Annotated in this window: 14 protein-coding genes; 6 read left to right on the top strand and 8 right to left on the bottom strand. The window is 70.2% G+C overall.

Features of this window, described 5'->3' with window-relative positions; genetic code table 11:
* Positions 1-22 precede the first annotated feature (22 nt).
* The 4 genes from ACODNG_RS14120 to ACODNG_RS14105 are packed head-to-tail and all read right to left on the bottom strand — an operon-like array spanning position 23 to position 2,550.
* Positions 23-943: an HpcH/HpaI aldolase/citrate lyase family protein gene (locus ACODNG_RS14120; RefSeq protein WP_434521819.1), complete on the bottom strand. Its 921-nt coding sequence runs from the start codon at positions 941-943 to the stop codon at positions 23-25.
* The gene (gene aceA / locus ACODNG_RS14115) at positions 943-1,986 is read right to left on the bottom strand and encodes an isocitrate lyase (protein ID WP_434521818.1); all 1,044 of its coding nucleotides are present in this window, start codon (positions 1,984-1,986) and stop codon (positions 943-945) included. Before aceA ends, ACODNG_RS14120 begins: the two co-directional genes overlap by 1 nt.
* A 4-nt stretch (positions 1,987-1,990) precedes the next feature.
* Complete coding sequence (locus ACODNG_RS14110) at positions 1,991-2,221, bottom strand: hypothetical protein (RefSeq protein WP_434521817.1); 231 nt, start codon at positions 2,219-2,221, stop codon at positions 1,991-1,993.
* A complete protein-coding gene (locus ACODNG_RS14105) occupies positions 2,218-2,550 on the bottom strand; it encodes a hypothetical protein (RefSeq protein ID WP_434521816.1) in 333 nt (110 codons plus the stop codon). The genes ACODNG_RS14110 and ACODNG_RS14105 overlap by 4 nt, the downstream gene beginning before the upstream one ends.
* Before the next feature lie 293 nt (positions 2,551-2,843).
* Between ACODNG_RS14105 and thiL the strand changes: the two genes are divergently transcribed.
* Positions 2,844-3,755: a thiamine-phosphate kinase gene (gene thiL, locus ACODNG_RS14100; protein ID WP_434521815.1), complete on the top strand. Its 912-nt coding sequence runs from the start codon at positions 2,844-2,846 to the stop codon at positions 3,753-3,755.
* A 411-nt stretch (positions 3,756-4,166) separates the two neighbouring features.
* Here thiL and ACODNG_RS14095 read toward each other — a convergent pair whose 3' ends face one another.
* Together ACODNG_RS14095 and gpmI are read right to left on the bottom strand one after the other, a co-directional pair.
* A complete protein-coding gene (locus tag ACODNG_RS14095; protein WP_434521814.1) occupies positions 4,167-5,309 on the bottom strand; it encodes a thiolase family protein in 1,143 nt (380 codons plus the stop codon).
* 63 nt (positions 5,310-5,372) lie between these two features.
* On the bottom strand, positions 5,373-6,950 hold the full coding sequence (gpmI, locus tag ACODNG_RS14090) for a 2,3-bisphosphoglycerate-independent phosphoglycerate mutase (RefSeq protein WP_434521813.1): 1,578 nt from the start codon (positions 6,948-6,950) through the stop codon (positions 5,373-5,375).
* A 152-nt stretch (positions 6,951-7,102) separates the two neighbouring features.
* Here gpmI and ACODNG_RS14085 point away from each other — a divergent pair, with 152 nt between their 5' ends.
* The 5 genes from ACODNG_RS14085 (at position 7,103) to ACODNG_RS14065 (ending at position 11,304) form a co-directional block, all read left to right on the top strand.
* Positions 7,103-7,762 (top strand): ArsR/SmtB family transcription factor, encoded by a 660-nt coding sequence (locus ACODNG_RS14085; protein WP_434521812.1) that lies wholly within the window; start codon positions 7,103-7,105, stop codon positions 7,760-7,762.
* Between the two features lie 111 nt (positions 7,763-7,873).
* The gene (locus ACODNG_RS14080) at positions 7,874-8,794 is read left to right on the top strand and encodes a DMT family transporter (RefSeq protein WP_434521811.1); all 921 of its coding nucleotides are present in this window, start codon (positions 7,874-7,876) and stop codon (positions 8,792-8,794) included.
* A 67-nt stretch (positions 8,795-8,861) separates the two neighbouring features.
* Positions 8,862-9,836 (top strand): alpha/beta hydrolase, encoded by a 975-nt coding sequence (locus ACODNG_RS14075; protein WP_434521810.1) that lies wholly within the window; start codon positions 8,862-8,864, stop codon positions 9,834-9,836.
* 162 nt (positions 9,837-9,998) lie between these two features.
* On the top strand, positions 9,999-10,592 hold the full coding sequence (locus tag ACODNG_RS14070; RefSeq protein WP_434523107.1) for a GNAT family N-acetyltransferase: 594 nt from the start codon (positions 9,999-10,001) through the stop codon (positions 10,590-10,592).
* 109 nt (positions 10,593-10,701) lie between these two features.
* Complete coding sequence (locus ACODNG_RS14065; RefSeq protein ID WP_434521809.1) at positions 10,702-11,304, top strand: transporter; 603 nt, start codon at positions 10,702-10,704, stop codon at positions 11,302-11,304.
* A gap of 29 nt (positions 11,305-11,333) precedes the next feature.
* Here the strand turns inward: ACODNG_RS14065 and ACODNG_RS14060 are convergent, their stop codons facing one another.
* Positions 11,334-11,786: an RNA-binding domain-containing protein gene (locus tag ACODNG_RS14060; RefSeq protein ID WP_434521808.1), complete on the bottom strand. Its 453-nt coding sequence runs from the start codon at positions 11,784-11,786 to the stop codon at positions 11,334-11,336.
* Entirely contained in the window at positions 11,783-12,418 is a 636-nt protein-coding gene (locus tag ACODNG_RS14055; protein WP_434521807.1) for an AAA family ATPase, read from the bottom strand. The genes ACODNG_RS14060 and ACODNG_RS14055 overlap by 4 nt, the downstream gene beginning before the upstream one ends.
* Positions 12,419-12,501: the final 83 nt, after the last annotated feature.

Raw genomic sequence — 12,501 nt, 5'->3', positions numbered from 1 at the left:
GTCGACCTCGGAGGCTCCCGGCTTACAGGATGCCGGCCTGCTCGGCGCGCGCGACGATGCCGCGAGCCATCTTGTCGGTCGCCTCGTCGACCATCTCGCCGTCGACCGAGACGGCGCCTTTGCCCTGTTCTTTCGCCTCCGCGTAGGCGTCGACGATCCGGCGGGCCTTCTCGGCCTCCTCGGGTGAGGGCGCGAACGTCTCGTTGGCCGGCTCGATCTGGCTCGGGTGGATCGCCCACTTGCCGTCACAGCCCAGCTGGCTCGCCCACCGACAGGAGTCGCGGAACCCCTCCGCGTCCTCGATTTCGGCGTAGGGTCCGTCGATCACCTGAAGTCCCTGCGCCTTCGCGGCATGGGCGATGCGCGCGAGCTGGTAGTGCCAGTAGTGGCCGGGGTAGCCGCCGCCGGAGCCGATGGTGAGTCCCGCGGCGCCGACGTTGGCGGTGTAGTCTCCTGGACCGAACACCAGCGACTCCAGACGGTCGCTCGCGCGGGCGATGTCGGCGACCTTCGTCATCGCCTCCGGCGACTCGATCTGCGCCTGGAGGCCGATCTCGCCGACCGGCAGGTCGTTGTTCTCCTCGACCTGCGTCAGCAGGTTGTCGACGGTGGCGACCGTCTCCGGGTTGTTCGCCATCGGCACCATGATCGTGTCGAGGTACTCGCCCGCCCGCCCGACGACCTCGATCACGTCGTCGTAGAACCACCTGGTGTCGACGCCGTTCATCCGGTAGCACGGCCGGGTGTCGGACCAGTCGTACTCGATCAGGCCCTCGATGGCGTTCTCGCGGGCCTCGACCTTCTCCGAGGGCGCCACCGAGTCCTCCAGGTCGATGAACGCCTCGTCGGCGCCGGAGTCGGGCGCTCGCTCGATCATCTTCGGGTCGGAGCCGGGCGTCGCGAGCTGACTCCGGCGGAGGGTGACGTCGTCCGCCCCGCCCATCAGTCGTCACCTCCCTCGGAGGCCGTGATCGGGTCGTTCTCGTCTTCGGTGAAGCCCGCCGACTCCTCCTGGCGCTTGCGCGCCTCGGGGTCGAACTCGGCCTCGATGTCCTGATAGCGCGGGACGAAGGAGAGCTCGTGGTGGCTCTCGGTCTCGTGGCCGATGTAGCGCTCTTCGAGGTCGAACTGCGCCTCCTCGTCGTTCTCGGCGATGTTCTCGAAGTCCTCGTAGGCGGCGTGGGCGCCGGAGTGAAGCCCGTACAGCGTGATGAAGATGTACTGGTAGCCCAGGTCGCCCAGCTCCTCGAAGGTGAGCGGGTCCTCCTCCGCGCCCCACTCGAACGAGGAGGAGTAGTTGAAGGCGAGATCCAGGTCGGGGTGGGTCTCGTGGATCGTCTCGGCGTACTCGACCGCGTCCTCGCGGGACGGGTCGGGCATCTCGGGCCAGACGAGGTCGACGCCGGCGTCGGCGTAGATCCGGCCGCGCTCGAGGTGCTCCTCCCAGTCGCCGTTGGCGGAGCCGTACGCGTCGGTGCGCGCGATGATCACCGTGTCCTCGCTCTGCTTGGCGTCGACCGCGGCCTCGAAGCGCGAGCGCGCCTCCTCTCGGGAGACGATCTGCTTGCCCGCGATGTGGCCGCAGCGCTTCGGCGAGGTCTGGTCCTCGATGTGGATCGCGGCGACGCCGGCCTTCTCGTACTCGCGGACCGCGCGCCGGACGTTGTGGATCCCGCCGTAGCCGGTGTCGCAGTCGGCGACGACGGGGAGGTTCGTCGCCTCGACCATCCGCTTCGCGTTCTCGACCATCTCGGACATCGTGACCATCTCCAGGTCGGGGAAGCCGAACTGGCCGAGGACGGTCGAGTAGCCGCTCATGTAGGCCGCGTCGAGACCCGCCATCTCGGCGAGGCGGGCGTCGAGCGCGTGGTAGATCCCGGGCGCGAACGTGTAGTCCTGCTCCTCGAACAGCTCGCGGAGCCGGCGTCCGGCCGGGTTGTCGATATCTCTCGTGAAGACGTCGTCGTCGAGTTCGTTGGGATTCATCGGATTACTGCGTGGTGGCGTCGTCTGTGGTGCGGTTCGTCGGCGTCCGTCGTCCGTCGGCGCTGCGCCCCTCGGGTCTGTGCCCGCCGGCACTGCGACTCGCGGACGTGAACGCCGTGGCGTCGGGTCGCGGGCCGTCGCCGGTCCCCGCCATCGGGACGGCGCGGCAGAACGAACCCTCGCCGTTCGGTCGAGTCGAGCGGTCGCGGGGGCTGCGCGTCGCGTTCGCCGTCATCGCGATCCCCCGTCCGTCCGCGTCCGCGAAGCGGGACGCAGGTCGGGGACGAGCGGGGCGTCGCGCTCGCCGTCGGTCGGCGGGCGCGTGGGCTGGCGGGTGTCGGTCCCCGGCTGCGAGCCGGACGATCGCGTCCTCGTCGCTCGGCGGGTCGTGATCGTCGGGACCAGCGGCGCACCCGCCGCTTCGGTGAGCGGGGTGCGGCCGGGGACGGTCCGCGGAGAAGTAGCCGGATCGGTTCGGTCGGTCGAGCTCGGATTGCTCGATCGGGCGGTCGTGCTGTCGGTGCGTCGGGTCGTGTCGTCGGGTGTGTCGTTAGGTGTCGTCATCGGGTCGTGTGGGCGGTTGCGGCGGTCGTCTGGTGGTCGGGTCTGTGCGTCGGGTCCCTGCGTGCTTGGATACGGGTACTGCCATTGCGACCGGTACGATTCGGCGGATAGTAATAAACATAATGATTGATAATGATAATATTCGTTATGTTGTTTTACTCGATTAAATGTTCCATGACAACACGCGACATGGGTGGGTGAGATCGGACTCTGTGGAGGCGGAGCTATCGGTGCCGAGGGCGACACCGAACCGGACCGATCGCTTATTGGTCCCGCCGCGCGGAGCGTAAGGAGTGAACGAGCGCGACGCCCTCCGGGCCTTGGCGGCCGACCTCCCGCACGCGGGCGACGACGCCGCCGTCGTCGACGGGACGGTCATCACGACGGACATGCTCCACGAGCGGACCGACTTCCCGGCCGGGACGACGCGGTACACCGCGGGCTGGCGTGCGGTCGGCGCGTCGCTGTCGGACGTGGCCGCGATGGGCGCAACCGCCCGAGCCGCGGTCGCCGTCTACGCGGACGAGGCGTTCGACCGCGAGGAGCTGGACCGGTTCGTCGCGGGCGCGGTCGACGTCTGCGAGGCGGTCGACGCCGAGTACGTCGGCGGCGACCTCGACGAGCACGTCGAGTTCACGACCGCGACCACCGCGATCGGACGCGTCACCGACGCCGGGAGCGTCACCCGGAGCGGGGCGCGACCGGGCGACGCGCTCTGCGTCACCGGCGAGTGGGGCCGGTCCGCGGCGGCGCTCCGGCTGTTTAACAAGGGAGAGGACGCGGCGGTCGAGCGCGCCAACGAGCTGTTCCGGTTCACGCCGCGCGTGGCCGACGGGCTGGCGCTGGCGCCGAGCGCGACCGCGATGATGGACTCCTCGGACGGGCTGGCGCGGTCGTGCCACCAGCTCGCCGAGGCGAGCGCGGTCGGGATCGAACTGGACCGGGACGCGGTTCCGGTTCATCCCGCAGTCGAGGAGGTGGCCGGGGATTCGGCGGAGCGGTTCGAGCTGGCGGCGCACTTCGGCGAGGACTTCGAGCTGGTCTGTGCGGTGCCGGAATCGGAGGTGGACGGGGTCGAAGAGGCGTGTCCCGCCGGTCTGACGCGGATCGGGACTGTGGTCGAGGGACCCGAAAACGGGGCGCCCCGCGTCGTCGCCGACGGCGACCCGCTTCCCGACCGCGGCTACACGCACGGCGACGAATAGGCCGCAGAAACCGCAGCGGCTCGTTTATAGATACACAACTACCGATCGACGGCGAACACCGCCGAAGCCCCGGTCGTGAGGCGGGCGCACGCTCGCTGCGCTCCTCACTCAGTCGCTCGCGCTGCTCGCTCCTTCGTTGCGGTGCTTACGTCGCCTGCGCCCGCCTCACGACCGCCCCTTCGAGTCCCGCCCCTCCGGAAGACGTTCCTGCTCGCTTCGCTGCGCGGGCTGCGACTTCCGTGCTCCCGCTCGCTTCGCTCGCGGGAACGCACAGCACCGCACCTCTAACCTCCCCAGCCTCGCCGCTCACGCCCTCCGGGCGTTCGCGGCGTCCCTCGCGCGTGCGACTCGCAGCCTACGGCTGCTCGTCGGCACGCGCCACCGCAGAAGATTTTCGGGGGTCTGCGTCGCTTACCGCAGGAACTCGATCGCGGCGCCCTGCCCGAAGCCGACGCAGAGCGTCGCGAGGCCGCGCTCGGCATCCCGCTTCTTCATCTCGTGGAGCAGCGTCACGGGGAGCCGCGCGCCAGAGGCGCCGAGCGGGTGGCCGAGCGCGATGGCGCCGCCGTTGACGTTGTAGATCTCCTCGTCGATGCCGAGTTCGCGTCGCGCGTACTCGCACTGGGAGGCGAACGCCTCGTTGAGTTCGACCAGGTCGTAGTCGTCGATGTCGGTGCCGGCGCGTTCGAGGAGGCCGCGGGTGGCGGGGACCGGACCGATCCCCATCACGGTGGGGTCGACGCCGGCGACGCTGTTCGTGCCGACCTCGGCGAGCACGTCGAGTCCGTGCTCCTCGGCGAACGCCTTACTCGTGACGACCGTGAGCGACGCCCCGTCAGAGATCTGCGAGGAGTTCCCGGCCGTGACGGTGCCGTCGCCCGTGAAGGCAGGCGAGAGGCCGGCGAGCTTCTCGGCGGTCGTGTCGGGGCGGATCCCCTCGTCTCCCTCGACCAGTCCGTCCTCCGTCTCGACGGGGACGATCTCGTCGTCGAAGCGGCCCGACTCGGTCGCCTCGGCGGCGCGCTGGTGGCTGCGGGCCGCGTACTCGTCTTGCGCCTCGCGGCTCACGTCGTACTCCTCGGCGACCTTCTCGGCGGTCATCCCCATCTGGAGCTGGAAGATGTTATACTCCTCAGACAGCTCGGGGTGGAGGTGCTCGTAGGAGTCGCCGTCCATCGGCACGCGGCTCATGTTCTCGACGCCGCCCGCGATGATCCAGTCGCGGTTGCCCGCGGCGACCGCGTCCGACGCCGAGATGACCGCCTGCATCGAGGAGGCGCACCACCGGTTGATCGTGGTGGCGGGCACCGACTCGCCCAGCTCGGAGAGCAGGGCGATGACGCGCGCGACGTTGTTGTCCTGCTCGGTGCGCTGCTGTGCGACGCCCCACATCAGGTCGTCGACGTGGTCGCTCGTCAGCCCCGTCTCCTCGAGCGCGTGGTCGATGAGCGTCGTCGAGAGGTCCTCGCTGCGGACGTCCTCGTAGACGCCGCCGTCTTTCCCCTGCGGCGTTCGGTAGGCGGCCGCGATCACGGGCGTGGTCTCGTCTGTCATGAAAGATAACAGGTCGGACGGCGTATTAAAACGCCGTGGAACGAGCGAGAATCGATCCCGAGTTTATCGTTTATTCTCGAGCAGGCTCTCGCCGGTCATCTCGGCGGGCCGGTCGAGTCCGATCAGTTCGACGAGCGTCGGCGCGATGTCGCAAAGCGATCCGCCGTCGCGGACCGCGCGGCCGCCGTCGTCCCCGTCGGGCGTCAGGTAGACGAACGGGACCGGGTTGAACGTGTGGGCGGTGTGGGGGTCCTCGGGCGTCCCCATGTCGTCGGCGTTGCCGTGGTCGGCGGTCACGACCGCGTGGCCGCCCGCGTCCGCGACGGCGTCGAGGAGGCGGGAGAGCTGCGCGTCGACCGCCTCGACCGCCTCGACGGCCGCGTCGAAGTCGCCGGTGTGGCCCACCATGTCCGGGTTCGCGTAGTTGAGCACCATCAGGTCGGGGTCCTCCCGGTCGATGATCCCGAGCGCCTCGTCGGTGAGCTCCGGCGCCGACATCTCCGGCTGCCGGTCGTACGTGGGGACGTCGGGACTCTCCACGATCTCGCGAAGCTCGCCGGGGAACTCCACCTCGCGGCCGCCGTTGAGGAAGTAGGTGACGTGGGGGTACTTCTCCGACTCCGCGATCCGGAGCTGGGTGCCGTCGGCGTCCGCGACGACCTCGCCGAGCGTGTTCTCTGGGATCTGCGGCGGGAACGCGACCGGGAACTCGAACGTCTCGTCGTACTCGGTCATCGTCGTCATCCGGATGTCGGGTTGGTCGAGTTCGAACTCCCACTCCGGCCGGGTGTCGGTCAGCATCCGGACCAGCTGTCGGGCGCGGTCCGCCCGGAAGTTGAAGAAGATCACGGCGTCGCCGTCGGCGAGGGCCGGCTCGTCGGCGACGAGCGTCGGCTCGATAAACTCGTCCGTCTCGCCGCGGGCGTGGGCCTCGCGGGCGGCAGCGACCGCGCTCTCGGCCTCGTGCGGGGCCTCACGGGAGACGATCGCGTCGTACGCCTTCCGCGTGCGCTCCCAGTTCTCGTCGCGGTCCATCGCGTGATACCGACCCGTCACGGTCGCGACGTGACCGGTGCCGCGCTCGTCGGCCTTCGCGGTCACGTCGGCGAGGAACCCGTCGGCGATCTCCGGGGCCGTGTCGCGCCCGTCGGTGAACGCGTGGCTCGTCGCCGGGACGCCCGCGTCGGCGGCGGCGTCGATCAGCGCGAGCAGGTGTTCCACGTCCGAGTGGACGCCGCCGTCGGAGACGAGTCCCATGAAGTGGACCCGGCCGCCGGTCGACTTCGCGTGGTCGAGCGCGCCCGCGACGGCGTCGTTGTCCGAGAGCGACCCCTCGGCGAGCGCGTCCGTGATCCGGGTGTACGCCTGCTTGACGACCCGGCCCGCGCCGATGTTCAGGTGGCCGACCTCCGAGTTCCCCATCTGTCCCTCTGGGAGTCCCACGCGGCGGCCGTGAACGACGAGGCGACCGTCGGCGCCGCGGGCGGTCGCGTCGTCGAACGCCGGCGTGTCGGCGACCGCGACCGCGTCGCGACCCGCGGGCCGTCCCGAGGGGTCGACCGTCTCGCCCTCCTCGCCGTCGCCGCCTCCCACGCCGCTTCCGAGTCCCCAGCCGTCGAGGACGATAAGTGCCGTCTCCATACATCCCGATCCGCTCCCCGGACTAACTACCCTTCGCTCCGCGCGACTGAGGGCGCCGTCCGACGATCTCCCTCGGTCAACTCCGGGACGGAACGCACCCGAACCACCCCCGGAGGTCAGCCTTTTACCTTCTGGACGCTAACCATACGTTAATGGACTCCGCGGTACTGCTCGATCTCCTCGGCAACGAGAACCGGCGGCGCATCCTCCGGCTGCTCGCCACCAAGCCCTGCTACGTCACGGAGATCTCGGAGTACCTCGACGTAAGCCCGAAGGCGGTGATCGACCACCTGCGGAAGCTGGAGGAGGCCGGTCTCGTCGAGTCGACGACGGACGACCAGCGCCGGAAGTACTTCCGGATCGCGCGCAGCCTCCGGCTGGAGGTGAGCGTCTCGCCGTACGGGTTCGGCGCGAAGAGCGCGTACCCGGCGAAGAACAGCCTCGACATGTCCGGGCGGTGCCCCCACCTCTCGATCGAGGCCCCGGACGGCTCGGGGGCGACCGGCGACCTCGCGGAACTCGCTCAGGAGTTCACGCGGCTCCAGGACCTCGACCGCGAGCTCTCCCTCGCTCAGCGGTGGGTTCAGGGCCGCGTCGAGGACGCGCTCGCAGAGATCGACGAGCGGCTGGGCGGGCAGGCCGACAGCCGCTTCTTCGCGGCCGTCATCGCCGCAGTGGTCGAGACCGACGGCACGCCCGCGGCGGTCGCCGACGAGGTCGGCGCCCGCAAGTCGACGGTCGAAGACGCCCTCCGGCGGCTCTCCGACGTGGGCGTCGTCGCCCGCGACGCCGACGGGTATCAGGTCCGCTGACGCGGGAACCGGCCGGATCGGCGTCCGTCGCGCCGGCCGTCTCCCGCTCACGAATCCAGCGAACGCGACCGTTTCCGGAACCTTTTGGCACACCGCCGGAAGAGGGCGGACGTGAGCCGTCTCAGAAACCTCTCGCTGTTTCTCGTCCTCGCCGCCGTGTGGGGGTCAGCCTTCGTGGCGATCAAGGCGGGGCTGGAGTACTTCCCGCCGGTGCTGTTCGCCGCCTTCCGGTACGACGTGGCCGGCCTCGTAATGTTAGCCTACGCGGCGTACGCGGTCGACGACCCGATCCCCCGCGGCCGCGACGCGTGGCTTGAGGTCCTCTCCGGCGCCGTGTTCATCATCGCCGCCTACCACGCGTTCCTGTTCGTCGGCGAGACCGACCCGGCGGTGACCAGCGCCGTCGCCGCCGTCATCGTCAGCCTCTCGCCGCTTTTGACCACCGTCTTCGCGCGCGTCTTCCTGCCCGCGGAGCGGCTGACCGCCGTCGGCGGGCTCGGACTCGGAATCGGTCTCGTCGGCGCGGTCGTCCTCGCGAACCCGGATCCCGCGAACCTGACCGGCGGCGGCACCGTCGCGAAGCTGCTCGTGTTGCTCGCGGCCGCGTCGTTCGCGCTCGGCTCCGTGCTCTCTCGGGCCTCCGACGCCGACATCTCCATCGAGACGATGGAGGCGTGGGCGATGCTGCTCGGCGCCGGACTTACCCACCTGATCTCGCTCGCGCTCGGCGAGTCAGTCGCCGACGCGGTCTGGAACGCGGAGTCGCTGCTCGCCTTGGGCTACCTCTCGATCGTCGCCAGCGGGATCGGCTTCCTCATCTACTTCGACCTGCTCGACCGGCTCGGCCCGATCGAGATCAACCTCGTCTCCTACGTCGCGCCCGTGTTCGCCGCCGTCGTCGGCTGGCGCGTCCTCGGCGAGGAGATCACCGCCACGACCGTCGCCGGCTTCCTGATCATCTGCGTCGGCTTCGGGCTGGTGAAACGCGACGCGATCCGCGAGGAGCTGCGGGCGGCCGGAGTGGTTCGGTGAGCGATCCGACCGCGCTCCGTCGACCCCGCCGCAACCGTCTTGTCGACGGCCCGACGACCCCTCGGGCATGAGCGCCGCCGATCAGATCGACCCGCAGGCGAAGCGGGCCGCCGCACGCCAGTCGCGGATCCCGCTGCCACACGGTCGCTACCGACTGAAGCTGCTCCGGCTCCTGACTGGACCCCTGACGCGGCTTCAGAACCGCAACCCGCCGAGCGTCGGCGCGACCGAGTCGGTGACCGTCCCCGGCCCCACCGGCGAGGCGCGAGGTGCCTCCGGCAGTCGGGCGAAGCCCGACGGTCTCGACGCGCGCCTGTACCTCCCCGACGGCGACCCGCCGTTCCCGACCGTCGTCTTCTTCCACGGCGGCGGGTTCGTCCTCGGGAACCTCGATACCCACGACTGGCTCTGCCGGCACCTGACGCGCGAGAGCGGCTGTGCGGTCCTCTCGGTCGAGTACCGCCTCGCGCCCGAGAACCCGTTCCCGGCCGCGGTCGAGGACGCGTACGCCGCCGTCGAGTGGGCCGCGGACGCGACGGAGACGCTCCGCGGAACCGGCGACGTCGCGGTCGCGGGCGACTCCGCCGGCGGCAACCTCGCCGCCGTGACCGCGCTCATGGCCGCCGAGCGCGACGGTCCCGAGGTCGCGCATCAGGCCCTCCTCTACCCCGGAATCGGTATCGATCCCGAACAGGAGTCGGTCCGCGAACACGCCGGCATCGTCCTCTCGCGGGAGGACATCGAGTGGTTCTCGGCGGCGTACTACCGCAGCGAGATCCACCGGCGGAACCCGTACGCCGACCCGATCAACGCCGGCGACCTCGGCGGCGTCGCGCCCGCGACCGTCGTCACCGCCGGGTTCGATCCGCTCCGCGACGGCGGGAAGGCGTACGCGGAGCGGCTGGTCGCGGACGGGGTCGCCACCCGGTACGAGAACTACCCGTCGATGGTTCACGGGTTCATGACGATGCAAGACGTCGACCGCGCCCGCGAGGCGATCGCGAGCGTCGGCGACGACCTCGGTGACGCGCTCGACGCGTAGCCGCGGTCCGCGCGCTCGCCGTCCCGGGCGTGCCCGCCGGCGCGCTCCGACCTTGCTGTGCCGGGCGTGCCCGCCGGCGCGCTCCGACCTCGCCGTACCGGGTGTGCGACCGCGTCACGCGCCGCCGGTGGAATTTATTTGCGAGGTGACGACCGGTACGACGTGTTCCCCGAAACCATTGAGACGGACCGGCTGCGGCTGGAGGCGAGAGGTCCCGAGACGGTCGACCTCGACGAGTGTTACCGGATCTGCTCGGGCGATCCCGGCATCGACGAGGTGACCGAGCACGTCACGTGGGACCCCCACGAGACGAAAAAGGAGACGCTGGAGTTCCTCGAACGGGGCCGCGAGCGCTTCGATGACGGCGAGGCCGCGACCTACGTGATCCGGCCGCGCGACGGCGAGGACGGGGCGGGCGAGATCGCCGGCTTCGGCGGCTTCGACGTCGAGTGGGACCGGCGGACCGCGAACCTCGGCGTGTGGCTCCGCAAGCGGTTCTGGGGCCGCGGCTACTCCGGCGAGCGCGCCGCCGCGCTGGTCGAGGTCGCGTTCGACGACCTCGACTTAGACGTCGTCGCCGTGAGCCACCACCCCGACAACGAGGCGTCGCGGCGCGCGATCGAGCGGTACGTCGACCGCCTCGGCGGCCGGCGTGAGGGCCGTCTCCGCAACACGCTCACCTTCGCGGACGGGAGCGTCCACGACGAGGTCCGGTACACGATCTCGCAGGCGGAGTGGCGGGAGGCGACCGACTGACCGGAGGAAGTATCCGGCGCGCGAGGTCGTTCCAACGTTCTTTATCGTCGAATTATGTATCGAACCAAAGCCAACAAACACTTACGGCGTCCGAAACGATACCGAGCGCATGTCCTCGTCACCAACCGGTGGAACGACCTCGACGACGGGTTCGAACCAGAGTATCGCGCGAGAAACGATCGGCGGCGCGGTCGCGGGCGCCGCCGCGTACCTCCTCGGCTACCTGGCCGTCTACGTCACGCAGAGCGGCCGGATCGAGGAGGGGTTATCGGGGCTGAACTTCCTCGCGGAGCTGTTCGGCGGCGACCCCATCTCGGCGTGGCAGGTGTCCGGCTGGATGTTCTACAACGCCCACTTCGTCGAGACCACGTCTCCCGGACTGCTCGGCGGCACGGAGTCGCGGAACCTCCTCATGCAGGCCGACGGCGGTTCGTTCCTGTTCGTCGTTCCGCCGCTCCTCCTGCTCGTCGCGGGCGTCGTCGCCGGTCGAGTCGCCGGCGCGAGAACTCCCGCAGGGGGCGCCCGCTCGGGGGCGCTCGTCGCGGCCGGATACCTCCCGCTCGCGGTCGTCGGCACGTTCCTGTTCCGGTACGCCGCCGGCGACGGGAGCGTGGCGCCTGACATCGTGACGGCCGTCCTCCTCGCCGGCGCCGTCTACCCTGCCGTCTTCGGCGCGATCGGCGGAACGGTTTCGTCGCTGCTGAGCAACTGAGGTCGGAAACCGATCTCGCGACGACCCCGTCAGTACGTCTCGTCTTCGGGGTCGAAGCGGTCGCCGTACTCGCGAACGGGGTCGACCGGCTGCCCCTCGTCCGTCTCGGGCGCGACATAGTCGATGAACGACTCGACGTCCGGCTCGCGGACGCGCACCTCGACATCTATCTCGCCCAGCTCGTCCGGCTCGCCGACCGCGAAGTTGACGACGCCTTCGAGCGCCGCCTGCTTTTTCAACGAGAAGGCGAACCCCTCGTCGGTGCTGTTTCGGCGGAAAACCCGGCGGGCGGTGTCGAGGATCTCCTGTTCGTGGAGCACGTCGGAGAAGGCGTCGAGGCTGTGCGTCTCGGAGACGAGCCGTCCGTCCTCGTGGACCGGCTCGGCGTCCGGGAAGACGTTCTCGACCGCGTCGGCGACCCGGTCGGTCACCTCCGTGTCGCGGACTGGCGCCTCGATCCGAACGTCGACGCTGTAGATCACGCGCCGTCACCTCCGGGGTCGGCGGCTCCGGCGACGTCGGCGGTTTCGGCCGCGTCGGCGTCCGACTCTCCGGTCCCGTCGTCGACGCCGAGCACGTCGCGGACCCGCTCGCGGAACGCCGCGAGGCTGTCGGTGTTGTCGATCTCGACGTCGGCCCGTTCGAGGGTCTCGCCGAGTCCGAGTTCGAGTTCGCGGTCGTCGCGCTCGCGGAGGGCTTCGAGGTCGGAGTCGGAGTCGTCGCGCCCGCGCTCGCCCAGCCGCTCGGCGCGGAGTTCGAACGGCGCCCGGATCGCGACGAGCGTGAAGTCGTCGCCGAACGCCTCGCGGAAGCATTCGAGTTCGACGGTCGAGCGGAGACCGTCGACGAGAACGGTGTCGTCGTCGTGGTCGCTCTCGGCGGTCGCCTCCCGAATTCGCGGGAGGGTCCGGGCGGCGATGGCGTCGTCGCCCTCCTCCTCGCGGAGCGCCTGCGCGATCCGGCCGTGGTGTTGCGCCGGGTCCAGCCCGCGGTGGCGACACTCGGCGCGGATCACGTCGCCCATGACGACGACGGGGATGCCGGCCGCTTCGGCCACGTTCGCCGCCTCCCCCTTCCCGCTGCCGGGGAGACCGACGGTTCCGATGACGTTCATTACCGGGCGGTACTCCGCTCGCGGACTTAGGTCTGCTGTTGGCCTGCGGACGCGAACCGCGGGCGTTTTTTAGACGCGGGGGA

The sequence above is a fragment of the Halorubrum sp. AS12 genome (genome assembly GCF_051122765.1).
Lineage (GTDB): Archaea > Halobacteriota > Halobacteria > Halobacteriales > Haloferacaceae > Halorubrum > Halorubrum trapanicum.
Note: the sequence above shows the minus strand (reverse complement) of the source record. Positions and strands in the feature narration are given on the sequence as shown.